General features: G+C 68.4%; 25 protein-coding genes. 10 read left to right on the top strand and 15 right to left on the bottom strand.

Annotated elements, in window-relative coordinates:
• Positions 1-72 precede the first annotated feature (72 nt).
• The gene (smc, locus tag R2601_RS08640; protein ID WP_007796676.1) at positions 73-3528 is read left to right on the top strand and encodes a chromosome segregation protein SMC; all 3456 of its coding nucleotides are present in this window, start codon (positions 73-75) and stop codon (positions 3526-3528) included.
• A gap of 230 nt (positions 3529-3758) precedes the next feature.
• Here the strand turns inward: smc and R2601_RS08645 are convergent, their stop codons facing one another.
• From R2601_RS08645 to deoC, 6 genes are all read right to left on the bottom strand, one after another.
• The gene (locus tag R2601_RS08645; protein WP_007796678.1) at positions 3759-5048 is read right to left on the bottom strand and encodes an amidohydrolase family protein; all 1290 of its coding nucleotides are present in this window, start codon (positions 5046-5048) and stop codon (positions 3759-3761) included.
• Between the two features lies 1 nt (position 5049).
• Positions 5050-5997: an ABC transporter permease gene (locus R2601_RS08650; protein ID WP_007796680.1), complete on the bottom strand. Its 948-nt coding sequence runs from the start codon at positions 5995-5997 to the stop codon at positions 5050-5052.
• Entirely contained in the window at positions 5994-7040 is a 1047-nt protein-coding gene (locus R2601_RS08655; RefSeq protein WP_007796683.1) for an ABC transporter permease, read from the bottom strand. Before R2601_RS08655 ends, R2601_RS08650 begins: the two co-directional genes overlap by 4 nt.
• A 105-nt stretch (positions 7041-7145) precedes the next feature.
• The gene (locus R2601_RS08660) at positions 7146-8687 is read right to left on the bottom strand and encodes an ABC transporter ATP-binding protein (protein WP_007796684.1); all 1542 of its coding nucleotides are present in this window, start codon (positions 8685-8687) and stop codon (positions 7146-7148) included.
• On the bottom strand, positions 8687-9718 hold the full coding sequence (locus R2601_RS08665) for a BMP family protein (RefSeq protein ID WP_007796687.1): 1032 nt from the start codon (positions 9716-9718) through the stop codon (positions 8687-8689). Before R2601_RS08665 ends, R2601_RS08660 begins: the two co-directional genes overlap by 1 nt.
• A gap of 154 nt (positions 9719-9872) precedes the next feature.
• Complete coding sequence (gene deoC / locus R2601_RS08670; RefSeq protein WP_007796690.1) at positions 9873-10868, bottom strand: deoxyribose-phosphate aldolase; 996 nt, start codon at positions 10866-10868, stop codon at positions 9873-9875.
• Positions 10869-11065: 197 nt separating this feature from the next.
• On the opposite strand from deoC, the gene R2601_RS08675 reads away from it, so the two are divergent.
• Entirely contained in the window at positions 11066-11410 is a 345-nt protein-coding gene (locus R2601_RS08675; RefSeq protein WP_007796693.1) for an antibiotic biosynthesis monooxygenase family protein, read from the top strand.
• A gap of 126 nt (positions 11411-11536) precedes the next feature.
• Here R2601_RS08675 and R2601_RS08680 read toward each other — a convergent pair whose 3' ends face one another.
• From R2601_RS08680 to uraH, 6 genes are all read right to left on the bottom strand, one after another.
• Entirely contained in the window at positions 11537-12721 is a 1185-nt protein-coding gene (locus R2601_RS08680; protein WP_007796694.1) for an amino acid aminotransferase, read from the bottom strand.
• Entirely contained in the window at positions 12721-13578 is an 858-nt protein-coding gene (sseA, locus tag R2601_RS08685; protein ID WP_007796697.1) for a 3-mercaptopyruvate sulfurtransferase, read from the bottom strand. Before sseA ends, R2601_RS08680 begins: the two co-directional genes overlap by 1 nt.
• Before the next feature lie 419 nt (positions 13579-13997).
• Entirely contained in the window at positions 13998-14468 is a 471-nt protein-coding gene (gene smpB / locus R2601_RS08690; protein ID WP_007796699.1) for an SsrA-binding protein SmpB, read from the bottom strand.
• Positions 14469-14517: 49 nt separating this feature from the next.
• The gene (locus R2601_RS08695; RefSeq protein WP_007796701.1) at positions 14518-15864 is read right to left on the bottom strand and encodes an ATP-binding protein; all 1347 of its coding nucleotides are present in this window, start codon (positions 15862-15864) and stop codon (positions 14518-14520) included.
• Entirely contained in the window at positions 15861-16529 is a 669-nt protein-coding gene (locus R2601_RS08700; RefSeq protein ID WP_007796703.1) for a response regulator, read from the bottom strand. The genes R2601_RS08695 and R2601_RS08700 overlap by 4 nt, the downstream gene beginning before the upstream one ends.
• Before the next feature lie 106 nt (positions 16530-16635).
• On the bottom strand, positions 16636-16995 hold the full coding sequence (uraH, locus tag R2601_RS08705; protein ID WP_007796707.1) for a hydroxyisourate hydrolase: 360 nt from the start codon (positions 16993-16995) through the stop codon (positions 16636-16638).
• A gap of 136 nt (positions 16996-17131) precedes the next feature.
• Between uraH and puuE the strand changes: the two genes are divergently transcribed.
• Both puuE and R2601_RS08715 read left to right on the top strand, forming a co-directional pair.
• Positions 17132-18547, top strand: coding sequence for an allantoinase PuuE (puuE, locus tag R2601_RS08710; protein ID WP_007796710.1), 1416 nt, complete (start codon positions 17132-17134; stop codon positions 18545-18547).
• Entirely contained in the window at positions 18544-19041 is a 498-nt protein-coding gene (locus tag R2601_RS08715; RefSeq protein ID WP_007796714.1) for an ureidoglycolate lyase, read from the top strand. The genes puuE and R2601_RS08715 overlap by 4 nt, the downstream gene beginning before the upstream one ends.
• A gap of 100 nt (positions 19042-19141) precedes the next feature.
• On the opposite strand, the gene R2601_RS26775 is transcribed toward R2601_RS08715, so the two are convergent.
• Complete coding sequence (locus R2601_RS26775) at positions 19142-19732, bottom strand: hypothetical protein (protein ID WP_007796717.1); 591 nt, start codon at positions 19730-19732, stop codon at positions 19142-19144.
• Between the two features lie 182 nt (positions 19733-19914).
• On the opposite strand from R2601_RS26775, the gene R2601_RS08725 reads away from it, so the two are divergent.
• From R2601_RS08725 to fzlA, 3 genes are all read left to right on the top strand, one after another.
• Positions 19915-20199: a hypothetical protein gene (locus tag R2601_RS08725; protein WP_007796719.1), complete on the top strand. Its 285-nt coding sequence runs from the start codon at positions 19915-19917 to the stop codon at positions 20197-20199.
• A gap of 25 nt (positions 20200-20224) precedes the next feature.
• Positions 20225-20875 (top strand): winged helix-turn-helix domain-containing protein, encoded by a 651-nt coding sequence (locus R2601_RS08730; RefSeq protein WP_007796723.1) that lies wholly within the window; start codon positions 20225-20227, stop codon positions 20873-20875.
• 112 nt (positions 20876-20987) lie between these two features.
• Entirely contained in the window at positions 20988-21653 is a 666-nt protein-coding gene (fzlA, locus tag R2601_RS08735) for an FtsZ-binding protein FzlA (protein ID WP_007796726.1), read from the top strand.
• Positions 21654-21724: 71 nt separating this feature from the next.
• Here fzlA and R2601_RS08740 read toward each other — a convergent pair whose 3' ends face one another.
• Positions 21725-22249 (bottom strand): hypothetical protein, encoded by a 525-nt coding sequence (locus R2601_RS08740; RefSeq protein ID WP_007796728.1) that lies wholly within the window; start codon positions 22247-22249, stop codon positions 21725-21727.
• A gap of 299 nt (positions 22250-22548) precedes the next feature.
• On the opposite strand from R2601_RS08740, the gene queG reads away from it, so the two are divergent.
• Positions 22549-23589 carry a tRNA epoxyqueuosine(34) reductase QueG gene (gene queG / locus R2601_RS08745; protein ID WP_040544523.1) on the top strand — a complete coding sequence of 347 codons (1041 nt, stop codon included), beginning with the start codon at positions 22549-22551 and terminating at the stop codon, positions 23587-23589.
• 113 nt (positions 23590-23702) lie between these two features.
• On the opposite strand, the gene R2601_RS08750 is transcribed toward queG, so the two are convergent.
• Complete coding sequence (locus R2601_RS08750) at positions 23703-24173, bottom strand: hypothetical protein (protein WP_007796736.1); 471 nt, start codon at positions 24171-24173, stop codon at positions 23703-23705.
• A 296-nt stretch (positions 24174-24469) separates the two neighbouring features.
• Here R2601_RS08750 and msrB point away from each other — a divergent pair, with 296 nt between their 5' ends.
• Complete coding sequence (gene msrB / locus R2601_RS08755; RefSeq protein ID WP_040544526.1) at positions 24470-24919, top strand: peptide-methionine (R)-S-oxide reductase MsrB; 450 nt, start codon at positions 24470-24472, stop codon at positions 24917-24919.
• On the top strand, positions 24916-25422 hold the full coding sequence (gene msrA / locus R2601_RS08760) for a peptide-methionine (S)-S-oxide reductase MsrA (RefSeq protein WP_007796742.1): 507 nt from the start codon (positions 24916-24918) through the stop codon (positions 25420-25422). The genes msrB and msrA overlap by 4 nt, the downstream gene beginning before the upstream one ends.
• The last annotated feature ends 47 nt before the right edge of the window (positions 25423-25469 follow it).

Here is a 25469-nt window from a genome sequence, read left to right on the forward strand (position 1 = left end):
GCGCAAAGCGTTTGACTCGCCCCCGAGCGGACAGCGAAAATACTCGACAATCAGGAATCAGGGCAGCCAGACTTGCGATTTTCCCGCCTCAGACTCACGGGCTTCAAGAGCTTCGTCGACCCCACTGATCTCGTCATTTCCGAGGGGCTAACCGGCGTTGTCGGGCCGAATGGCTGTGGCAAGTCCAACCTGCTCGAGGCGCTACGCTGGGTGATGGGCGAAACCCGGGCCAAGGCGATGCGTGGCTCCGGCATGGAAGACGTGATCTTCGCCGGCGCCTCGTCACGCCCGGCGCGGAATTTCGCCGAGGTCTGCCTGACGATGGACAATTCCGACCGTCTGGCGCCCGCCGGTTTCAACGACAGCGACCAGCTCGAAATCGTGCGCCGCATCACCCGCGACGTGGGCTCGGCCTACAAGACCAACGGCAAGGACGTACGTGCCCGCGACGTGCAGATGCTGTTCGCCGACGCCTCCACCGGCGCCCATTCGCCGGCGCTGGTCCGGCAGGGGCAGATCTCGGAGCTGATCAACGCCAAGCCGAAAAACCGCCGCCGCATCCTCGAGGAAGCCGCCGGCATCTCGGGCCTCTACCAGCGTCGCCACGAGGCCGAGCTGAAGCTCAACGGCACGGAGGCCAACCTGCTGCGCGTCGATGACGTGATCGAGCAGCTGGCCGCGCAGCTGTCGCAGCTCGAGCGGCAGGCCAAGCAGGCAGCGCGCTATCGCGCCATCGGCACCGACCTGCGCCGCGCAGAAGGGTTGCTGCTCTACCGCCGCTGGAAGGAAGCCGACGAGGCCCGGCTCAAGGCCGAGGCCGAGCATCGTGAGCGCGTCACCGCCGCGGCGCAGGCCGAGGGCACCGCCCGCGCCGCCGCCAAGCTGCGGGCCGAGCGCGAAGAAGCGCTGCCCTCCCTGCGCGAGGAAGAGGCCATCGCGGTGGCGATCCTGCAGCGCCTTGGCGTGCAGCGCGACGCGCTGGCGGATCAGGAAAAGCAGGCCGCCGAGACCATCGCCGCGCTGACCCGCCGCATCGACCAGATGGCGCGCGACATGGAGCGCGAGGCCGGGCTCAACCGTGACGCGGGCGAGACCATCGAGCGGCTCGAGCGGGAGGCGCAGGAGCTCGAGACCGCCGGTGCCGGCCATGATGCGCGGGTTTCTGAGGCCGCGGAAGCGGCCAGCGAGGCCTCCGCCATGCTGCAGGAGCGCGAGGCCGACCTGACGCAATACACCGAGGATGTCGCCCGGCTTGCCGCCCGCCACCAGTCGGCGCAACGTTTCCTGTCCGATGCCCGTCGCATGCTCGATCGTCACGAGGGCGAGGCCGCCCGCGCCCGCGAGGCCGTGGCCGCCGCCAAGGAGACGCTGGAAGAATCGACCGATCGCGTCAGCGAGGCTCGCGCCCGTGCCGAGGAGGCGCAGGACATGGCCGAGCGCTGCGAGACCCTGCTGGCCGATGCCGACGAGGCGCGCTCTGACGCGCAGTCGCGCGAGGCCGAGGCGCGGGCCGAGCGTTCGGAGGCGGAGGGCGAGTTCAATGCGCTGCGCGCCGAGGTCACCGCGCTGGCCCGTCTGCTGGAGCGCGACACCGCCGAGGGCGGCCAGATCCTTGATCGCCTGCAGGTGCAGCAGGGCTTCGAGAAGGCGCTCGGCGCGGCTCTGGCGGACGACCTGCGGGCGCCCGAGGTCGATGCCGACGGCCCCTCCGGCTGGACCGTGCTGCCGCCCTACGATGGCGACCAGCCGTTGCCGCCCGGCATCACCGCGCTGACCAACCACGTCTCGGTGCCCGAGGTGCTCGAGCGTCGCATGGGCCAGATCGGCCTCGTGGAGGCCGATGACGGGCCGCGCCTGCAACCGCTTCTGAAACCTGGCCAGCGCCTCGTCAGCCCCGAGGGTGATCTTTGGCGCTGGGACGGCTACCGCGCCTGGGCCGAGGATGCGCCCTCGGCGGCTGCGCTGCGGCTCGAGCAGCTCAACCGGCTCGAGGAGCTCAAGCAGGAGATGGCGGCCGCCGAGGCCCGCGTCGAGGGTATGCGCACTGCCCACGAGGCGCTGGTGATGCGGCTGGCCGAGCTGACCCGCGCCGACAAGGCGGCGCGCGAGGCGCGGCGCGAGGCCGACCAGCAGCTCAACGAAAGCACCCGCGCGATGAACCGCGCCGAGGCCGACCGCAACCTCGCCGAGGGCAAGCTCGAGAGCCTCGCGATGACCGTGACCCGTCACGAGGACGAGGCCACCGGCGCGCGCAAGCAGCTGCTCGAGGCCGAACGCGCGCTTGAGGAGCTCGACGATCTCGAAACCGCCCGCGCCGAGGCCGAGGACATCAAGATGACCGTCGAGGCGGCGCGCATGACCATGATGACCAGGCGCTCGGCCCATGACGAATTGCGCCGCGAAGGCGATGCCCGCAAGGCGCGCAGCCAGCAGGTCACCAAGGACCTCTCGGGCTGGCGCCACCGGCTCGAGACCGCGCGCACCCGCTCCGACGAGCTCGAGGAGCGCAAGGCGGCGGCGGAGACGGAACTTGAGCGGGCCTCTGCGGCCCCGGCGGAGCTTGCCACAAAGCGCGAAGAGATGAGCCAGTCGATCACCGAGGCGGAGGAGCGCAAGGCGGTGGCGGGCGACGCGCTGGCCCAGGCCGAAACGCAGCTGCGTGAGGCCATCGGCGCCGAGCGTGACGCCGAGCGCAGCGCCTCCGAGGCGCGCGAGGCCCGTGCCCGGGCCGAGGCCCGGGTCGAGGCGGCGCGCGAGACGGTGGATGCCGCCGCCGAGCGCATCGAGGATGAGCAGGAGACCACGCCGTCGAAGCTGCTCGACCGGCTCGAGGCCAACCCGGACGAGATGCCGCCGTCGGACCAGATCGAGGCCGAGGTCAACCGGCTCAAGCGTCAGCGCGACAGCCTTGGCGCGGTGAACCTGCGCGCCGAGGAAGACGCTCGGGAGGTGCGCGAGGAGCACGACCAGCTGGTCTCCGAGAAGCAGGATCTCGAGGAGGCGATCAAGACGCTGCGCGCCGGTATCGCCTCGCTGAACCGCGAGGGGCGCGAGCGCCTGCTCACCGCCTTCGAGCAGGTGAACAGCAACTTCTCGATGCTGTTCAGACACCTGTTCAACGGTGGCGAGGCCAATCTCGTGATGGTCGAGAGCGACGACCCGCTCGAGGCCGGGCTCGAGATCATGTGCCAGCCGCCGGGCAAGAAGCTCTCGACCCTGTCGCTGCTTTCGGGCGGCGAGCAGACGCTGACCGCGCTGGCGCTGATCTTCGCGGTGTTCCTTGCCAATCCGGCGCCGATCTGCGTGCTCGACGAGGTCGACGCGCCGCTCGACGACGCTAACGTGACCCGTTTCTGCGACCTGCTCGACGAGATGTGCCGCCGCACGGACACGCGCTTCCTGATCATCACCCACCACGCGGTGACGATGGCGCGCATGGACCGGCTGTTCGGCGTCACCATGCAGGAACAGGGCGTCTCTCAGCTGGTCTCGGTCGATCTCAAGAAGGCGGAGCGCATGGTCGCCTGACCGCGCCCTTGCCAATGATCACCGCTGCCCCACGGGACGGCCGGCCTCCGGCGGGAGTATTTTTGACGAAGAGAAGCCAGGGGCGCAGCGCTGCTGGCTTCTTTGGTTCAAAAATACCTCGGGGGTGAATTGGCCGCAGGCCAAGAGGGGGCTGGCCCCCTCTCTTCTTTTGAAGGCGCGCCGCCGGTGAGACAGGGGGCAGCGCCCCCGTCCGCCCCTGTCACCAGGCGCTAGCCGTCGGAGATCTTGTGCCGGCGCCGTACGCTGTCCGGCCGGCCCGGAAGCGCGAGGCGGGCATCGTTGCGGGCCTGGCGCGACACCACCTTGCCCTTCGAGATCACGCAGAGCCGGTCAGGCCTGAGCCGCAGGGCCTCGATGCTGCTGCCTGCGTCGAGCACAACCAGCGAGGCGGTGTCGCCCGGTGCCAGCCCGTAGCCGTCGAGATGCATGATCTTCGCGTTCTCTTCCGTCACCATGGTGAAGCAGCGCGCCATCTCCTGCGGTGAGGTCATCTGCGCCACGTGCAGGCCCATGAAGGCCACGTCGAGCATGTCGGCGGTGCCGAGCGAATACCACGGATCGCGCACGCAATCCTGCCCCCAGCCGACGGTGATGCCTTGTGCCTGCATCTCCTTCACCCGGGTCAGGCCGCGGCGCTTGGGGAAGGTGTCGTGCCGCCCCTGCAGGGTGATGTTGATCAGCGGGTTGGGGATCGCCGCGATCTCGGCCTCGGCGATCAGCGGCAGCAGCTTCGAGACATAGTAGTTGTCCATCGAGTGCATCGAGGTCAGGTGCGAGCCCGCCACCCGCCCCTGCAGCCCGAGCCGCTGGGTCTCATAGGCCAGCGCCTCGATGTGGCGCGACATCGGGTCGTCGGTCTCGTCGCAATGCAGGTCGACCAGAAGCCCGCGCTCGGCGGCGATCTCGCAGAGCTCGCGGACCGAGGCGGCGCCATCGGCCATGGTGCGCTCGAAATGCGGGATGCCGCCCACCACGTCGACCCCCATGTCAAGCGCGCGCAGCGTGTTGGCGCGCGCCGTCGGGTCGCGGTAGAAGCCGTCCTGCGGGAAGGCCACGAGCTGCAGGTCGAGATAGGGCTTGACCACATCGCGCACATGCAGCAGCGCCTCGACCCCCTTGAGGTCGTCGTCGCAGGTGTCGACATGGCTGCGCACTGCCAGGAGCCCCATGCTCACCGCCCAGTCGCAATAGGCCAGCGCCCGCTCGACCATCTCGTCGACGCTGGCGATCTGCTTGAGCTCGCCCCAGAGCGAGATGCCCTCGAGCAGCGTGCCGGAGGCGTTGATCCGCGGCGTGCCGTAGCTCAGCGTCGCATCCATGTGGAAATGCGGGTCGACGAAGGGGGGCGACACCAGATCGCCGGACGCGTCGATCACCTCGCCGGCCTGGGCGCCGGTCAGGTCGCCGATGGCGGCGATGCGGTCGCCGGTGATGCCGATGTCCTTGACGGTGCCGTCGGGCAGGGTGCCGCCGGTCACGAGAATGTCGAAGCTGGCCATTTCAGCGTTCTCCGCGGTTGAAGGGGGTCATCAGGGCGGCGGGCACATGGGCGCGCCGCGACATCAGGATCAGGGCGAGGATCGACAGAAGGTAGGGGATCATCAGGAAGACCTGGTAGGGCACCACCTGCCCCATGCCGGTTTGCTGGAGCCGCACCTGCAGCGCGTCGAACCCGGCAAAGAGCAGCGCGCCCAGCAGCGCCTTGCCGGGCTTCCACGCGCCGAACACCACCAGCGCGATGCAGATCCAGCCGCGCCCGTTGACCATCTCGAAGAAGAAGGACGAGAAGGCCGACATGGTCAGGAAGGCGCCGCCCACCGCCATCAGCCCAGAGCCCACGATCACCGCGCCCATGCGGATCGCACCGACCGACAGGCCCTGCGCCTCGACCGCGTGCGGGTTCTCTCCGGCGGCGCGCAGCGCGAGGCCGAGCGGGGTGCGATAGAGCACCAGCGAGACGACGGCCACGCAGGCGAAGGCGGCCCAGGTGAGCGCGGTCTGGGAGAACAGCGCCTCGCCGAGCCAGGGCAGGTCCGACAGGCCCGGGATGTGCAGGGGCTGGAACGGCTCGATCCGCGGTGGGTTGGTGACCTCGGGCAGGGCAAGCCGGTAGGCGTAGTAGGCCGAGGCTGTGGCCAGGAGCGTGATGCCAAGGCCCACCACGTGTTGCGACAGGCCGAAGGGTACGGTCAGCACCCCGTGCAGGGCGCCGAAGGCCATGCCGGCGAGCATCGCCACGGCGACGCCGGTCCAGAGCCCGAGGCCTGCATAGACCGTCATCCAGCCGGCGAAGGCGCCGATCACCATGATGCCCTCGATGCCGAGGTTGAGCACGCCGGCGCGCTCGCAGATCAGCTCGCCCATGGTGGCGAAGATCAGCGGCGAGGCGATGCGCAGCACTGCCGCCCAGAAGCTGGCAGAGATCAGGATATCGACGATCTCGGTCATCCGCGCACCACCCGGTAGCGTGTGAGAAGGATTGCCAGCACCATGAAAAGCAGCGCCGCGGCGAGCAGGATGTCGGCGATGTAGGTTGGCACATCGGCGGCGCGCGACATGCTGTCGGCGCCGACGAAGATGCCCGCGACGAAGAGCGCCGAGACCACCACGCCAAGCGGGTGCAGCAGCGCCAGCATGGCGACGATGATGCCGGTATAACCGAAATCAGGGCTGAGGTCGGAGGTCAGGTTGCCCTTGAGCCCCGCGACCTCGGAGAAGCCCGCCAGTGCCGCGAGCCCGCCGGAGATCAGCGCGGTCTTGATCAGCACCCGGCCCACCGGGATGCCGGCGAAGCGCGCCGCCTGCTGGTTCTGGCCCACGGCGCGGATCTCGTAGCCCAGAGTGGTGCGGGTCTGCATCACCCAGACGCCGGCGGCGCAGATCAGTGCCAGCGCGAAGCCCCAGTGCAGCCGAAGCCCCTCGACGATGCGCGGCAGGCGGGCATCGCGGGGCAGGGCGGGGGATTTCGGCCAACCCATGCCCATCGGGTCCTTGAGCGGGCCCTCGAGCAGGTAGGAGATGAACAGCGCCATGATGAAATTGAGCAGCAGAGTGGTGACCACCTCGTCGACCCCGAGCCGGGTCTTGAGAAGCACCGGGCCAAGCAGCACCAGCGCGCCCGCGACGATGGCGCCGAGCGCCATCAGCGGGATCGCCAGCGGGCCGGGAAGACCCAGCTGGGTGCCGATCACAACGGTCATCAGCGCGCCGGCATAGAGCTGCGCCTCGGCGCCGATATTCCACAGCCGGGCGCGGAAGGCCACGGCTACGGCAAGCCCGGTGAAGATCAGCGGCGTGGCGCGGTTGAGCGTCTCGAGCGTGGCGAATTTCGAGCCCACGGCGCCTTTGACGATCAGTCCGAAGGTCTCGAGCGGGTTGGCGCCAGCGATCGCGGCGAGTGCTGCCGCGAGCGCGATGGTGGCGAGAATGGCGAGCGCCGGAAGGCCCAGCGCGCGGGCTGGGGACGGGGCGGCGATGGGGTCTAGTCGCATCAGTTTTGCACCTGGCGGAGGGGGCGGAACGGGGGCGCTGCCCCCGGACCCCCGGGATATTTCTGGCCAGAAGAAGACAGGGGCGTCGGTCTGGGATGGGAGAGATCAGGCGGCATGGTCGAAGCCCTGTCCGGCCATCCATTGGCCGAGCTCGGCCGGGGTCTTTTCGCCGCGGGCGAACTCAGGCGACAGGCGGCCGTCTGAGATCACCCGGATCACGTCGGAGAGCGTCAGGATCTCGTCTAGATCCTCGGAGATCAGCAGCACCGCGGCGCCGGCGTCGCGGGCGGCGATGAGCTGTTCCTGCACATAGGTCACGGCGCCGATGTCGAGCCCGCGCACCGGCTGGTTGGCGAGGATGATGCGCGGCGCGGCCTCGAGCACGCGGCCGAGGATCAGCTTTTGCATGTTGCCGCCCGAAAGCAGGCGGATACGCGCCTCGGGGCCGGGGCAGCGCACGTCGTACTTGGCGATGATGGCTTCGGTCTTGCTGCGGGCGGCGGACCAGTCCATCCAGCCGGCGCGGGCGTTGGGCGCGTCGCGGTAGCTTTCCAGAACAGCGTTCTCGGTCAGGGTGAAATCGGCCACCGTGCCAGTGCGGTGGCGGTCCTCGGGGATGCGGCCGATGCCCGAGTGGAGGGCGCTGCGCGGGTTCCAGCCGGAGACCGGGTGACCGGCGATCTCGAGTGTGCCGGAGGCGGGCGCGTCCAGTCCGGAGATCAGGTCGGCGAGCGCGCCCTGGCCGTTGCCGGAGACCCCGGCAAGGCCGAGGATCTGGCCGGCCTTGATATCGAGATCGACCGCGTCGAGCCCGGGGCGGTTGCCCCGCGGCTGCGTGCTCACGCGATCGAGCCGCATCAGCACCGCGCCGGGGCGGGCCTCGGCGGGGGCAGGGGCGGTGATCTCGGCACCGACCATCAGCGTGGCCAGCTGGTGGCGGTCGGTGTCACGTGTCGCCACCTCTCCCACGAGCTTGCCGTGGCGCAGCACCAGTACCCGCGAGGAGATCGCCATGACCTCGTGCAGCTTGTGCGAGATGAAGATCACCGACAGCCCCTGCGCCACCATCTTGCGCAGGGTGAGAAACAGCGCGTCGGCCTCCTGCGGCGTCAGTACCGCCGTGGGCTCGTCGAGGATCAGGATGCGGGCGTCACGGTAAAGCGCCTTGAGGATCTCGACCCGCTGACGCTCGCCCACGGAAAGCTCGGCCACGCGGGCGTCGGGATCGACCACGAGGCCGAAATCCTCGGCCAGTGCCTGCAGCCTGCGCCGCGCGGCGGGCTTGCCGAGCCCGGGGGACCACAGCGATCCAGTGCCGAGCAGCACGTTCTCGAGCACGGTCATGTTGTCGGCGAGGGTGAAATGCTGGTGCACCATGCCGACGCCCGCGGCCAGCGCCGCGCCGGGCTGGCCCGGCGGCAGGGCCTGGCCGAACACCTCGACGCTGCCCTCGTCGGCGGTGTAATGGCCGAAGAGGATGTTCATCAGCGTGGTCTTGCCGGCGCCGTTCTCCCCCAAGAGCGCCACGACCTCGCCCTTCGCCAGCGAAAAGCTGATCGCGTCGTTGGCGGTGAGCGCGCCGAAGCGCTTTGTGATGCCGGAGAGGCGCAGGACGGTCTCGCCCTGCGCCGTGTCTTGTGCTGTCATCAGGAGGAGGTGGGCTCGCTGTCGTCAATCTCGACGGTGAACGTGCCGGCCTTGATGGCAGCCTCCCGTTCGGCCACGAGGTCGAGCGCCGCCTGTGGGACCTTGCCCTCGAAGGTGCCGAGCGGCGCCAGCGAGCAGCCGCCTTCCTTCATGAAGCTGTAGACGCCGTAATTCTCGGCTTCGAAGCTGCCATCTGCGACCCTGGCGAGCGCCGCCTGCAGGGTCGGCTCGAAATGCCAGAGCGCCGAGGCGGCGACGGTGTCGGGATAGTCGGCCTGCGTGTCGATGACGTTGCCGATGGCGAGGATGCCCTGTTCCTGCGCCGCGTCCGAGACCCCGAAGCGCTCGGCGTAGAGCATGTCGGCGCCGTTCTCGATCATCGCGAAGGCGGTTTCCTTGGCCTTGGGCGGATCGAACCACGAGCCGATGAAGCTGACCTGGAACTCGGCCCCGGGGGCGGTCTCGCGGACACCGGCCATGAAGGCGTGCATCAGGCGGTTCACTTCCGGGATCGGGAAGCCGCCGACCATGCCGATATTGCCGGTCTCGGTCAGCGCGCCGGCGATGATGCCCGAGAGATACGAGGCGTCCTGGATATAATTGTCGAACACCGCGAGGTTCGGGTAGGCCGGATCGGGCATGAAGGACGAGCCCATCAGGAAGGCGGTGTCGGGATAGTCGAGCACCACCTCGCGGGCCTCCTGCTCGACGCCGAAGATCTCGCCGACGATGAGCTTGGCGCCGGCCTCGGCATATTCGCGCATGACGCGCGGATAATCGGTATTGGCGGTGTTTTCCGAGAAGCTGTAGCTGATCTGGCCGGCAGCCTTTGCGGCCTCGGCGGCGATGTGGATGCGGCTCACCCATTGCTGCTCCACCGGCACGGTGTAGATCCCCGCGACCGAGATCGGCTCCTGCGCCAGCAGGCGCGAGGGCAGGACACCGGCGCCCGCGGCCGCGGCGAAACCTGCCGTGCCCATGAGCATGCGGCGGCGGCTGAACTGGGTGAGAAGCGTGCGTCTGTCGGTCATAAGGCCCCCTGGCTTTTGTTTAAAATTTGACCGGACGGTAGGCGTTTCGGTGGCGGGTGGCAAAGGGAGAAGCGTTGGATGCCGCTCAAACTGCATGCCGGATAATCATTCGTGTCGGATGGTGCCCGCCAAACGGGCAATCGCCCATGCCGCCTCAGCCGATGGCGTGACGCCAGCTGGCGGAATAGGCACCGGTGACGTGGTGCTCGAGCTGGCGCTCGATATCGCCGAGCAGGCTCGAGGCCCCGAAGCGGAACAGGTCCGGGCGCAACCAGCGGTCGCCGAGCTCTTCCTTGACCAGCGCCAGGTAGGTGATCGCGTCCTTGGCCTTGGAGATGCCGCCGGCGGGCTTGTATCCGACGCGGTAGCCGGTCTCCTCGTGATATTCGCGGATCGCCCGCATCATCACCAGGCTGACGGGCAGGGTGGCGTTGACGCTTTCCTTGCCGGTGGAGGTCTTGATGAAATCGGCGCCGGCCATCATGCACACCATCGAGGCGCGGGCGACGTTCTGCAGCGTGCCAAGCTCGCCTGTGGCGAGGATCGCCTTCACATGCGCCTCGCCGCAGGCCTCGCGGAACTGCCGCATCTCGTCATAGAGCCCCTCCCAGTCGCCGGTCAGCACACGCCGGCGCGAGATCACGATGTCGATCTCGCGGGCGCCGGCCTTGACGCTCTCGCCGATCTCGGCCAGCCGCAGCGGGAAGGGCGAGAGCCCGGCGGGAAAGCCGGTCGAGACCGCCGCCACCGGGATGCCGCTGCCTTGAAGCGCGCGCACCGCGGGGCCGATCATGTCGTGGTAGACGCAGACCGCGCCGGTGGTCAGGCCCTCGAGCCCCAGCGCCTCGAGCAGATCCTCGCGCACCGGCTGTTTCGCCTTGGCGCACAGCCGTGCCACCCGGCCCGGGGTGTCGTCGCCGGCCAGCGTGGTCAGGTCGATGCAGGAGATGGCGCGGGCGAGCCAGGCCGCCTGGAAATCCTTCTTGAGGCTGCGCCGGCCGGGCAGGCTCGAGGCGCGGCGCTCGATGGCCGAGCGGTTGGCACGGCTGCGCATCACCCGTTCCATGTCGAGCGGCATGCCGGGATTGCGCGGCTCGGTTGTCTGCGGCAGGTGGGTCACGGTCATCGGGGCCTCGGTGGTCTCAAGCATGTCTCGGTCCTCCATCGCTGACCGTCGCACGCCCCCATGGCACAGGCAAGAGAGGCCGTGGCGTTACCGCAAGCGCCGCGTCTCCCATGGGCGCAAGGTCCTGTCTTCTCTACGTTCCAAATACTCGACCTCCCACGTCGCCATCCCCTTGGCCCGCCGCATGGATCGCGTCAGACTGGGCCAAACGGAGGACAGCCATGATCGCCATCATCTTCGAAGTCACCCCCGCCGAGGGGCAGCGCGACGCCTATCTCGATATTGCCGCCGCGATGCGGCCGCTGGTCGCGCGGGTCGAGGGATTCATCTCGGTCGAGCGCTTCGAGAGCCTGACCAACCCTGGCAAGCTGCTCTCGATCAGCTTCTTCGAAGACGAGGCGGCGGTGCAGCGCTGGCGGCAGTTGACGGCGCATCGCGGGGCGCAGCGCAAGGGGCGGGAGGAGATCTTCGAGGGCTACCGCCTGCGGGTCTGCCATGTGCTGCGCGATTACGGCATGGAGGACCGGGCCGAGGCACCGCGGGACAGCCTGGCCGAGCATGGCTGACACGCGACCCTCGCAGGGACATGGGTGTCAGGCCAGCCAAGGGGCGCCGAGACGACGGGCAAAGTCCCGGCGGCGAGACGACATGGGCGGGGCCCGCAGGCCCCGCTCCGCTTTGTAAGAGAGGGATCAGATCCCGGACTTGACGATGGCTTCCGCGAGGATCGGCACCGAGGTCTTGTTGAGACCGGCGATGTTGAGCCGCGAGTCGCCCACCATGTAGATGCCGTGATCGCGGCGCAGCGTCTCGACCTGCTCCGGCGTGGCGCCGAGACGCGAGAACATGCCGCGGTGCTGGGCTAGGAAGCCGAACCGGTCCGAGCCCGACAGGCGCTGCAGTTCCGAGGCCAGCTGCTCGCGCAGGCCCAGCATCGAGTTGCGCACCTCTTCCAGTTCCGCCGCCCAGTCGGCGCGCAGCTCTTCGTCGGTCAGCACCATGGTGACCAGGCGCGCGCCGTGATCCGGCGGGAAGGAGAAGTTCTGCCGGTTCAGGTAGTTCAGGCTGTCCTGGTTGAGCTTGCGCTGGCCGGCATCCTTGCTCACCGCCATCAGCAGGCCGGTGCGCTCGCGGTAGATGCCGAAATTCTTCGAGCAGCTCGCGGCGATCAGCACTTCCGGCATCTTCTCCGCCACCATGCGCACGCCTTCGGCATCGGCGTCGAGCCCGTCGCCGAAGCCCTGGTAGGCGATGTCGATCATCGGCACCGCCTCGCGCTCGAGCAGCAGCTCGATCACGGCCTTCCATTGCGGGATGTTGAGGTTGGCGCCGGTCGGGTTGTGGCAGCAGCCGTGCAGCAGCACCACGTCGCCCGGCATCACCTGGTGCAGGTCGGCGATCATGCCGGCGAAATCGACCGAGCGGGTCTCGTTGTCGAAATAGCGGTAGGAGATGAACTCGATGCCCATGTGCTTGAGGATCGAGAGGTGGTTCGGCCATGTCGGGTCCGAGACGAAGACGCGGGCCTTGGGGTTGGCCATGCGGATCAGGTCGAACGCCTGCCGCACCGCGCCGGTGCCGCCCGGGGTCGCGGCGGCCGCGACGGTCTCGCGAGGGACGGCATCGCCCAGCACCAGCTTGACCATGGCGTCGGCGAAGCCCGGATCGCCGGCAAGACCGGTATAGGCCTTGGTGGTCTCGGCTTCCCAGAGCTGTTTTTCGGCGGCCTTGATGGCGCGCATGATCGGGGTGTTGCCGCTGGCATCCTTGTAGACGCCGACGCCGAGGTCGATCTTCTGCTCGCGGTCATCCTCGCGATAGGCCTGCATCAGGGCGAGGATCTTGTCTGCGGGTTGCTCTTTGAGGTTCTCGAACATCAGTGCTCTCCGGTGGCGACGGGCAGGGTGGGGAATTGCCCCCACTCGCTCCACGACCCGTCATAGAGGGAATGGTCGTCCTTGCCGATGACAGTGAGGGCAAGGTTGAGGATGGCGGCGGTGACGCCGGACCCGCAGGAGGTAATCGCGGGCTTGCCGAGATCCACCCCGGCGGCCTCGAACACCGCGCGCAGCTCGTCGGGCGCCTTCATCGTGCCGTCGTCGTTCAGCAGCGTGGTGTAGGGGACGTTCTTCGAGCCCGGGATGTGGCCGGCGCGCAGGCCCGGGCGCGGCTCGGGCGCCTCGCCGCGGAAGCGGATGGCGGCGCGGGCGTCGAGGATCTCGGTGTCCTGCAGCTTGGCGGCGGCCGAGACCTGCGTCACGTCCTTCACCAGCTGGTTCTGGCGCCGCACGGTCATGTGGCGGTCGCGGATCACCGGCGGCATGTCCTCGGTCTCGCGGCCCTCGGCCTGCCATTTCGGCAGACCGCCGTCGAGCACGGCGATGTCGGTCTGGCCCATCAGCTTGAACAGCCACCAGACCCGCGCCGCCGAGAACAGCCCCTGGCTGTCATAGACCACGACCTGGTGGCCGTCGCCCACGCCCATGGCACGCAGCCGCGACATGAACTTCTCCACGGGCGGCACCATGTGCGGCAGCTCGGAGCGATTGTCGCTGACATCGTCGATGTCGAAATAGCGCGCGCCGGGAATGTGGGCGGCGGCATATTCCGCCTTCGGATCGCGGTCGGACCCGGGCAGGAACCAGCTGGCATCGAGGATGCGCAGGTCGGGATCCTTGAGATGGGCCGCCAGCCAGTCGGTCGAGACAAGCGTCTTGGGATCGTCTTGCGTCATGTATTGCTTCCCGGGCAGTCAGGGTCGATGCCGTTCCTAAGCCGCGGGGGCCTGCAATACAAGGGCTTGGGCCGGTGGCGCAGGCCGAGACCGCCGCGTCGCGAAGGGTGGGACGCGGCTCGAGGCTGTTTGGAGCGCCCCGCCGGTTGGGTGATAGGCTTCAATCAGGGGTGTGACATGGATCGACGTTCGAGCGTCGCGCCCGCGCGGACCAAAGGCCGCAGGCCGCAGCGCATCGCGAATACGCCGCGGTGCCAGCCGTCTCGGCTTCTGTCACAGCGTCGCGAACGCGTCGTTCTGAAATGGTCAGCGGCCACGATGGCCGCCTCTGCAGGCGAGACGTCGCATCCTGCTCCGAACACTCCGCTCGTAGCAAACGGCGCGCGCACCGTGCTGGCAAGGCTCCAGCCCGGCGTCGATCAGCCCTGCTTCAGCAGCCGCTGCTTCTGGCGGTTCCAGTCGCGCTTGGCCTCGGTCTCGCGCTTGTCGTGGTTCTTCTTGCCCTTGGCGATGCCGACCTTCATCTTGGCGATGCCCTTGTGGTTGAAGTAGAGCACCAGCGGCACGATGGTCATGCCCTTGCGCTGGGTCTCGTTCCACAGCCGGGCCAGCTCTTTCTTCGAGACCAGCAGCTTGCGACGGCGCCGCTCCTCGTGGCCGAACATGGCGCGCTCGTAGGGGGCGATGTAGCTGTTGACCAGCCACAGTTCGCCATCCTCCACCGCCGCATAGCTCTCGGCGATGTTCGAGGTGTTCTCGCGCAGGGACTTCACCTCGGACCCGGTCAGCACGATGCCGACCTCGAGATCGTCCTCGATCGCGTAGTCGAAACGTGCGCGCCGGTTCTCGGCGATCACCTTGTAGTTCGGATCTGTCTTCGGTTTGGCCATTGCGTGCATGTAGTCCCTGCCGCCCCGCCTGTCCATAAGCGCGATGCGCTCAGCGTGGCAGGATCAGTCGCGCGCACTCGCCGCCGCCCTCGCGCGGAGAGAGGTGGAGCGACCCGCCCATGCGCGCGGCCGCGGTGGCCACGATGGCAAGACCCAGCCCGCTGCCGCTGGTGGTGGCGCCCGCCCCGCGAAAGAACCGCTCGGTCACATGCGGGCGCTCGGCGTCGGAAATGCCGGGACCGCGGTCGCGGATCTCGAACACCGCGCCCGCGCCCTCGAGCGAAAGCGCCGCGGAGACGGTCTCGCCGCGGGGCGAGGCCTGCAGTGCGTTCTCGACGAGATTTCGCAGCGCGGTCTGCAGCAGCGTGGTCTCGGCGGTGGACCAGAGCCCGGGCGGGGCAGAGACCTGCAGGCTCACCCCCAGCCGCCCGGCCAGCGGCGCGAGGTCGTCGGCCACCGCCTGCAGCAGCGCGGCCCCGTCCTGTGGCGCGCCAGAGGCCGCGCCCGGCGGGTGCTCGACCGCGGTCATCGCGAGGAGCTGTTTCACCATCCGGTCGGTGCGCTTCACGCCCTGCTCGATCTGCACCAGGGCGCGGGTGCGGGTGGCGGTGTCGGGCGCCATGCGGGCGATCTCGGCCTGCGTCTGCAGCCCGGCGAGCGGGGTCTTCAGCTCGTGCGCGGCAAAGGCGGTGAAGCTGCGCTCGCGGTCGCGCGCCGCGTCGACCCGGCGCAGCAGGCCGTTGAGGGCCGCGATCATCGGGCGCAGCTCGCGCGGGGCGGGGGCCTCGTCGAGCGGGCCGAGATCGCTGGCGGGCCGGTTCGAGAGCGCCGCACCCAGCCGGTCGAGCGAGCGCAGGCCGCGCCCCACCGTGAGCCAGATCAGCGCCGCCAGCAGCGGCAGCATCAGGGCGGTCGGGGCGAGCTGGCCCAGCGTCACGTTGCGCACCAGCTGGTCGCGCATCGCCTGCGCGTCGCCGACCATGACGCGAAAGTCGAGCTCGGGGTCGGCCAGCGTGAAGACCCGCCAAAGCTCGCCATCGACCTCGTTTTCGCTGAACCCGTTGCCGGCCTCGCTGAGACGGCCCTCTGGTGCGCCGGCGCTTTCGCTGATCAAGGTGCCGTCGAGGCCCCAGATCTGGCAGGACAGCTGGTGCAGGAGGTGAAACCCGTCGGCATCCGCGCGCTCCATGCGGGCCGCCTGCGCCGCCTGATCCACGCTCAGCCCGCCCTCGCGGATCAGCGAGGCGACCATGCGGGCGGATTCCTCGAGCCGCCGGTCGAGCACCTGGATGACCTGCGCGCGGGTCGAAACCTGCGTCCAGAGCGCCGCCGAGAGCCAGATCACCCCGGTCGCCAGCAGCAGGATCGCCAGAAGCCGGCCGCGGATCGAGCTCATGTCGCGGCCTCCGGGGCCAGCCGGTAGCCGGCCCCGCGCACGGTCTGGATGAAGCCGCTGCCGAGCTTGGCGCGCAGGTGATGGACATGCACCTCGACGGTGTTGCTCTCGATATCCTCCTGCCAGCCATAGAGCCGCTCCTCGAGCGTCGCCTTCGACAGGATGCTGCCCGGGCGCTCCATCAGTGCGGCCAGCACGGTGTATTCCCGGCGTGAGAAGGCGATCTCTTCCGGTCCGCGCCTCCCGCTCATCCTTGCGGTGTCGAGCGCGAGGCCGTTCCAGTGCAGCAGGTTCTCGGCGCGGCCCTGTGCGCGGCGGGTCAGCGCCCTCAGGCGGGCCGAAAGCTCGGGCAGCTCGAAGGGCTTGCCGAGATAATCGTCGGCCCCGGCATCAAGCCCGGTGACCCGATCGTCGAGCCCGTCGCGCGCGGTGAGCATCAGCACCGGCATGTCCGAGCCGCTCTGCCGCAACTCGCGCAGCAATTCGAGCCCGGAACCGTCGGGCAGCATCAGGTCGAGCACGACCGCCTCGAATCCCTCCATGGCGATGGCGTGACGGGCGTCGGCGCAGGTCTCCACCAGTTCGGGCGAGAAGCCCGACAGGCGCAGCCCGACGCTCAGCCCGTCGCCGAGCACGGCATCGTCCTCGACAATCAGGATGCGCATCGTGGTGGGTCCTCGGGTCCGGCCTTCAGGGTCGGGAACAGGGGTACGCTCCGGGTGCAGCGCAGGGCAAGCCGCGGCGCTGCACGATCCGGTGAGGCGGGGCGGCTCAGCTGCCGCGATAGGTGGAATAACCGTAGGCAGAGAGCAGCAGCGGCACGTGGTAATGCGCGTCCGGGTCGGCCATGCCGAAGCGCAGCGGGATCTCGTCGAGGAACAGCGGCTCGGCGCCGGACTGGCCGGTGGCCTTGAGATAGGCGCCGGCAAAGAAGACCAGCTCGTAGGTGCCGGTCTTGAACTGGTCTTTCGGCAGGATCGGGCTTTCGGTGCGGCCATCGGCATTGGTCACCGTCTCGGCGATCTTGCGGTGGGAATTGCCCGAAACCTTGTAGAGCGCGATTTTCACGCCTTCGGCGGGAACGCCCCGGGCGGTGTCGAGCACGTGGGTGGTGAGATATCCGTCGGCCATTCCTCTTGCTCCTTTCTTGGGCAGGGCGGATAAGCGGGGCATCGCCGCGCCTGTGTGCCGGTCCTTTGCGGTTCCGTCCCGGTTAGAGCGCGATTACCCGAAGATGACAACACGACCCAAGCCAAGGAGGGGCCAGATGCAGCGTTACCCCCGCAACATGATCGGTTACGGAGCGGACCGCCCCGACGCGAAATGGCCCGGCAATGCCAGGATCGCGGTGCAGTTCGTGCTGAACTTCGAGGAGGGCGGTGAGAACAACGTCCTGCACGGCGATGCCGCCTCCGAGGCCTTCCTGTCGGACATCCCCGGCGCGGCGATGTGGCCGGGCCAGCGGCACTGGAACATGGAGTCGATCTATGAGTACGGCGCGCGGGCCGGGTTCTGGCGGCTGCACCGGCTGTTCACTGGCGCCGGCATCCCGCTGACGATATACGGCGTCGCGACTGCGCTGGCGCGCAACCCCGAGCAGGTCGAGGCGATGAAGGAGGCCGGCTGGGAGATCGCCAGCCATGGCCTCAAGTGGGTCGAGCACAAGGACATGCCCGAGGCGGAGGAGCGCGCCGCCATCGCCGAGGCGATCCGGCTGCACACCGAGGTGGTGGGCGAGCCGCCGCGCGGCTGGTACACCGGGCGCTGCTCGGAGAACACCGTGCGTCTGGCCGCCGAGACCGGCCAGTTCGCCTATATCTCCGACACTTACGACGACGATCTGCCCTACTGGCTCGAGATCGACGGTCGCGACCAACTGATCATCCCCTACACGCTCGAGGCCAACGACATGCGCTTCTCGGTCAGTCCCGGCTGGATCGAGGCGGAGCAGTTCTTCACCTATCTCAAGGACAGCTTCGACACGCTCTATGCCGAGGGCGAGGCGGGCAAGCCGGCGATGTTGTCGATCGGTCTGCACAACCGTCTGATCGGTCGCCCGGGCAAGGTGGCGGGCCTGAAGCGTTTCCTCGACTATATTGCCGGCTTCGACGGGGTTTGGACCCCGCGCCGCATCGAGATCGCCGAGCACTGGGCCGCGACCCACCCGCCGGTGAAGCGTGACCGCCCGAGCCTGATGGATCGCGACACCTTCGTGGCGCGGTTCGGTGGCATCGTCGAGCATTCGGACTGGGTTGGCGAGCGCGCTTTCGAGCTCGAGCTCGGCCCGGCGCATGACACGCCGGCGGGTCTTGCCAACGCGCTGGCGCGGGTGCTGCGCAGCGCCAGCGATGACGAGCGGATGGGCGTGCTGCGCGCGCACCCCGACCTTGCCGGCAAGCTCGCCGCCGCCAAGCGGCTGACCGAGGACAGCAGCTCGGAACAGGCCAGCGCCGGGCTCGATGCGCTGACCGACGCCGAGCGCCGGCGGTTCACCGAGCTCAACACCGCCTACATGGAGAAGCACGGCTTCCCCTTCATCATCGCGGTGCGCGATCACGACAAGGCCGGCATTCTTGCGGCCTTCGAGCGCCGTCTCGAAAACGACACCGGAACCGAATTCAGGGAAGCCTGCCGGCAGGTCGAGCGCATCGCCCGGCTGCGGCTGGAAAGCGTGCTGTCATGAAGACCATCGTTGCACAGCCGCTGACCGCCGGCGCCTTCGCGCCGTTCGGAGACGTGCTCGAGATCTCCGGCGATCCGGACAAGATCATCAATCAAGGCCTTTGCGGCCGCTACCACGACCGTGCCTCGATGGATTTCGGCCCCGAAGGCCGTGCCGGGATCAGCCTGTTCGACGCGGTGCCGCGCGATCTGCCCTACCTGCTCGAGATGGTCGAGCGGCACCCCGAGGGCAGCCAGGCTTTCCTTCCGATGCACCGCAACCCGTGGCTGGTGATCGTTGCCGAAGCCGGGGCGGAGCCGGGAGAGATCTCGGCCTTCCTCGCAGCGCCGGGGCAGGGGATCAACCTCTATCGCGGCACATGGCACGGGGTGCTGACGCCGCTGCACGCGCCGGGAATGTTCGCCGTGGTCGACCGGATCGGGGGCACGCCCAATCTCGAGGAACACTGGCTCGACACGCCGGTGACGATCACCGCACCCCGGGCGCCGGCGTAAGAGCGACGGCAAAAAAAGAGCGCGCGGGGCCTGCTCGGCACCCCGCGCGCTGCGACACCGGGCGGACGGGACTCCACGCCGATGCCGCTGTCTGCTGGTCTCAGTACTGGCGGCGATAGGGGCGCGGCAGGTTCGGCCCGGACTGTCGCACCGCCTCGAGCCCGTAGCCGTTCCGGCGCAGGCAGGCGCCGTCGAAGGCGCGTTCCTTGCGGCCACCGTCACGCACATACATTTCGCAGGCATCGGGCAGGCGGCTGGTGCGGACCCCGGCATTGGTCATGCAGTCGCGGTCGAAGGCGTAGCGGCTGCCGCCACCCTCGATGCGCATCATGCAGCGCGCGGGCAGCACGTATTGCGCATCGCGGCGCTGACCGAAGGCAGGCCCCACGACGCGCGGCGGATCTGTGCGGCGAGCGTCGTGGCGTTCGTCGCGGCGGTTCTCGTGCCGCTCGCGCCATTGCTTCGCATGCGCTTCCTGGCGCGCCTTCTCTTCCTTCTTCCGCTTGTCCTTTTTGCGCTCGTCCTCGGCCCGCTCACGGGCCTGCGCGATCGAATTGCCGAGAAGATAGAGCGCGCCCGCGGCCCCTATCAGTTTGAGGGCATCCTTGCCGTCGGCCCGGGCGGGCGCGGCGGAGAAGGTGGTGATGGCGAGCGAAGCGGCCAGAACGGCGGCGATGAACTTGCGGGACATGGGGGTCTCCTGTTGGCGTGTCTGTCGTGACGAGTGGCGCCGCCGTTCTGGCCGACGCCCTGTCCCGACCCTCGGCCGGACACGCGATTTCAGGCAATATCGGCCCCCGGTTATCGGATAACCGGCCGGTTTCAGGCGCTCTGCTATTGAATTGCACCCGGCCCGGGCGCAGGGTCGCGGCCATGAAACGCATCCTTCTTCCCCTCTTTGTGGCGCTCGTCCTGCCCGCCGCCGCGCGGGCCGACTGCTTTGTCGAGTACAAGGCCAAGCAGGACAGCCCGCTGCGCCTGCATTACGGCATCTCGCGCCTGCCGGGGGACTGCCCCGGCAGCGGCGCCGCGGCAGAGCAACTCTCCGCCGCCCTGGCCCGCGATGGCTGGACGCTCTTGAACGTGGTCGGGCTTTCGACCAAGGAACCCGGTGACAGCAAGAGGGCCAACGCCGGTGAGTACTACCTCCGCTACTGACGCAAGACGCACTGGCGCGCGGCTGGTGGGCGTCGGCATCGCCGCCATCGTGATGCTGCTGGTCGGTGCCGGCGTGCTGCTGATGTTCACCCTGCCGGACGCCAACGCCTTCAACGCCCGCGTCGAGAGGCTGTTCATCGAGAACGACACGCTCACCGGGCAGGCCGAGGTCAAGCTGCTCGAGATCCTTGCCCAGTCGGGCACCGCGTTCTCGGACACGCTGGCGAGTTACCGGATGGTAATCTTCGTGCTGCTGGTCTTCGCCACGGCGCTGCTTGTCGCGGCGCTGGTGTTCCTTGTCATGCTGGTGATCCTCAACCGCCGCATGGCGCAGATCGAGCGCTCGGGCATCCAGGTCAGCTCGCTGATCATCAGCCGCGAGGAGAACACCGTCTATCTCAACACCATGGGCTTCAAGCTCACCGAGGCGATGGTCGAGACGCTGGCGGTGCTGGCCGAGGCGCGGATGGATGACGAAATGCTCTCGGGGGCGCAGATCGAGGCGATGATCTCGGGGCGCGACGCCGGCGATTGCGAGGAGGCGGCGGGCGCCACGCGCATCAAGCGCCTGCGCGACGGGCTCGGCAACCAGATGGTCAGCGAACTTCTGGTCAAGAACATCGCCCGGCGCGGCTATATGCTGGCCATCGACAAGGACGTGATCGAGGTTATCTGAGACACTGGCAGGTAGGCGGCGCATCGCGCGGGCGCCTGTGCCCAGTTGAAACCTAGGGGGATTGGGGGCAAAGGTGCTCGCAGTTCCCAAACCTCTCGGATACCATCGCCCCATGGCCAAGCTTTATCACGTGCCGCTGTCCCCGTTCTGCCGCAAGGTTCGCCTGAGCCTTGCCGAGAAGAAAATCGAGTGCGAACTGGTCGAAGAGCGCTACTGGGAGAAGGACACCGACTTCCTGCGCCGCAACCCGGCCGGCAAGGTTCCGGTGCTGAAGATCGACGGCAAGACGATGTCGGAAAGCGCCCCGATCTGCGAATGGATCGAGGAGAAATACCCCGAGCCGCCGCTGATGCCGCGCTCGGCCGATGCAAGGCTCGAGGTGCGCCGGCTGGTGTCGTGGTTCGACGACAAGTTCCACCACGAGGTGACCTCGAAGCTGCTCTACGAACGCGTCAACAAGAAGATCATGAAGCAGGGCTTCCCGGACAGCACCAACGTCAAGGCCGGGGCCAAGGCGATCAAGTATCACCTCGACTACATGGCCTGGCTGCTCGACCACCGGCGCTGGCTGGCAGGCGACGTGATGACGCTGGCGGATTTCGCCGCCGCGGCGCATCTGTCGGCGCTCGACTACATCTCGGACGTGGACTGGAACCGCTCGGAGACGGTCAAGGACTGGTACGCCAAGATCAAGTCGCGCCCGGCCTTCCGCTCGATCCTCGCCGACCAGATCCCCGGCTTCCCGCCGCCGCCGCATTACGCCGACCTCGATTTCTGAGGGGCTGACCGGCACGCGGCCGACGGCCGCTTGATCGATCGGCGCCGTGAAGCGGCGAGAGATCCTCTCGGTCAGCGGTCGGCGAAGAAATCTTCCGGCAGCACGTCCTTGAGGCTGTAGACGAAGATGTCGATCTCGAGCGCCAGGCCGACCTCGAACTCGTTGAGCTCGCGCCCGCTCCAGCGATGTTGCTCGAGACGGGCAAGGAACTCCCGGCAGGTCTGCTCGGCGCGCGGATCGAGCGACAGCGACAGCGCAGCGCGCAGCAGGTCGATGCGCTTGTGCACCTCTCGCATGGCCGAGAACGCCTCCATCATCGCCCGAGTCAGCCTCGGCTCGGTCTGCCAGCTCTGGCCGCCGAAGACTTCCTGCACGACGCGGTTGCCGGCACCGAGGCAATCATAGGCGACGCATCCCGGAAACCCCTCTTCGCTCAGCCGGTCGTGAATCGCGCAGCTGTGGCCCGAGAGATTGCGGCAGGGCTCGCCCGGATTCTTGTCGAAGGCGAAGTCGCGGCCCTTGTCGAAGGCCAGCGCGAGGCAGCAAAGGGCGGCGCATTTCGAGCAGTCGGTCTTTAAGGGATCGGGCTGGGACATTCTGGCTACCGTCGGTCTGAGGGGGCTGAGGCGCCGTATCACGTGAAACAGCTCCGGGATGCAAGCGCCGGTGCCAATGATGCGCGGCATGGGGGTGCCCCGGGAGAGGGGATGCGTTGACAGGCCCCGAACCGGGCCCCTAAAGGGCGATTGCAGGCAATGACCGGTCAAAGGTTATCGGCGGCATTGCACGTCCGCCCTTACGACAGGGCGAGACGGAGAGCCGGGAGGGGGCGCTGCCCCCGTCGCGCGCGGCGCGACTCCCCCGGAGTATTTTGGACGTAGAGAAGGGCAGGCGGGTGTCTTTGAAGCGCAAGCTGGTGGCGGAAGCGGCGGAGGTGGGGTTCGCCTCATGCAAGGTCTGCCGTCCCGGCGACGTGCCGCAGCTGGCAGAGCGGCTGGCGGCGTTCCTCGAGGCCGGGCGGCACGGGCAGATGGGCTGGATGGCGGAGCGCACGCATTGGCGCGGCGACCCAAAGGCACTCTGGCCCGAGGCGCGCTCGGTGATCATGCTGGCCGAGAATTACGGCCCGGGGCATGATCCGATGGCGGTGCTCGAGCAGCGCGACCGGGCGGCGATCTCGGTCTACGCCCAGAACCGCGACTATCACGACGTGGTCAAGAAGCGGCTGAAGCGGCTCGGACGCTGGCTCATCGCCGAGGCCGAGCGCGAGGGCGGCGGCGCGGAGATCAAGGTTTTCGTAGACACCGCGCCGGTGATGGAAAAGCCGCTGGGGCAGGCTGCGGGCCTTGGCTGGCAGGGCAAGCACACCAACCTCGTGAGCCGCGAGCTGGGCTCGTGGTTCTTTCTGGGCGCCATCTTCACCACGCTGGAGCTGGAGCCGGACGGGGCCGAGCGCGACCATTGCGGCTCGTGTCGGGCCTGTCTCGACGTCTGCCCGACCGATGCCTTCCCGGCCCCCTACCAGCTCGATGCGCGGCGCTGCATCTCTTACCTGACCATCGAGCATCACGGCCCGGTTGACGAGGCGCTGCGGCCGGGGTTGGGCAACCGGATCTACGGCTGCGACGATTGTCTTGCCGCTTGCCCGTGGAACAAGTTCGCGGTGCAGGCGCAGGAGATGAAGTACCACGCCCGCGACGAGCTGCTGGCACCCGAGCTAGCGGAACTGGCGGCTCTCGACGATGCGGCGTTCCGGGCGCTGTTCTCGGGCTCGCCGATCAAGCGCATCGGGCGCGACCGCTTCGTGCGGAACGTCTGCTACGCCATCGGGAACTCGGGGGATCCGGCGCTGCGGTCAGCGGTGCAGGCGCTCTGCGAGGATGGTTGCGAGACGGTGCGCGACGCGGCGCGCTGGGCGGTGGCGCGGCTCTCGTGAAGCGGCGGGAGGCCCGCCCCCCGGGAGCAAAGGGGCCGGGCCGGGCGCGCCTGCATCGTGAGCTCGGGCAGGGGTGTCCCGGCAGGCGCGATAGCGATAGGTGAGACCGGCCCTCAGGCGCGGTCGTCGATCAGGATCGTCATGGCCTGATCGGCTGTGCGGTAGACGCCGAGCACGCGGTCCGTGTCGTAGCCCTCGGCCGCGAGTGCGTCGCTCAGTGCCGCGCTGCCCTTCACCTGGGTCTGCAGCATGTCGAGCTTGGTCCGTGCTCGGGCGAGCGCATTGTCGAGTGCGGCCTCGCGGTCCTCGCCGGCGCTCTCGAGCGCGCCGAGCGGAAGGATCTCGACCTCGGTCTCCTCGGCGATGTCGCCGGTCGGGATCGCGACGCCGTCGCCGCTGAGGTCGGACATCAGCTCGCCGACGCTCGCGGGCACGTCCGAGGCGCCGAGCTGGGATTCAACCGCACCCTGCGCGCTGGGCGGGAGCGTGGTCTCTGAAGTGTCGCTTTCCTGCGCGAGCGCGGGGAAGGAAAGGCTGGCCGCCAGCAGGGCGGCGAGGGCTGGTCTGGTCGAGCGGAAGGTCATCGGTGGTCCTCCATTGGTCCGTTTCACCCGACGCATCGTCGCGTCGATCGATGAGATAAGTGCGCAGGGCGGAAAAAGATCCCCGCTGCCGGGAAGCGAGCTCGCTGCGGGCGGCGGATTGCCGAAACCCGGGGGCGGGTTTTGGCGGGTTGCCGCCGGTTCCGCTGCCGCGAGCCGGGGTTGCATGATACCGCCGCCGCCGGGAGCCGATCACGGCAGGGTCAGGCCGATGAAACAGGCTTTGCATTGATGCGGATCGGACCCATCTTAGGGGCAGACAGATCATGGAGGCGCCAATGGCAACTTATGAAAGAAATCCCGACGTGATCGCCACGCTCGATCCCGAGCAGTACCGGGTCACGCAGGAGAACGGCACCGAGCGCCCGGGCAGCGGCGCGTATCTCGGCAACAAGGAGCCGGGCATCTACGTCGACGTGGTCTCGGGCGAGCCGCTCTTTGCCTCGTCGGACAAGTACGAGAGCGGCTGTGGCTGGCCGAGCTTCGTGAAGACCATCGAGCCCGCTCACGTGCAGGAGCTGCGCGACACTTCTTATGGCATGGTCCGGGTCGAGGTGCGCTCGACCCACGGCGACTCGCATCTGGGCCACGTCTTTCCCGACGGGCCGGCGGATCGCGGCGGGCTGCGTTACTGCATCAATTCGGCCTCGCTGCGCTTCGTGCATCGCGACGACATGGAGGCGGAAGGCTATGGTGCCTATCTCGACCAGGTGGAGGATGTGACATGAGCGAACGTGCAGTTCTGGCCGGCGGCTGTTTCTGGGGCATGCAGGACCTGATCCGCAAGCTTCCCGGCGTGGAGGCAACCCGCGTCGGCTATACCGGCGGCGATGTGCCCAACGCGACCTACCGCAACCACGGCACCCATGCCGAGGGGATCGAGATCATCTTCGACCCTGCAAGGATCAGCTATCGGCAGATCCTCGAGGTGTTCTTCCAGATCCACGACCCGAGCACGCTGAACCGGCAGGGCAACGATGTGGGCATGAGCTACCGGTCGGCGATCTACTATGTCGACGAGGCGCAGAAGCAGACCGCGCTCGACACCATCGCCGATGTCGATGCCTCCGGACTTTGGCCCGGCAAGGTGGTGACCGAGGTCGAGCCGGTGGGCGCGTTCTGGGAGGCCGAGCCCGAGCATCAGGATTACCTCGAGCGGTTCCCGAACGGATATACCTGCCACTATCCGCGCCCGGGATGGGTGCTGCCGCGCCGCGACGCCGCGGAGTGACCTGCTATCGGCGGGGGCGCCTCCGGGCGCCCTTGCCAGCCTGAAGG

It is taken from the genome of Salipiger bermudensis HTCC2601, assembly GCF_000153725.1.
GTDB lineage: Bacteria > Pseudomonadota > Alphaproteobacteria > Rhodobacterales > Rhodobacteraceae > Salipiger > Salipiger bermudensis.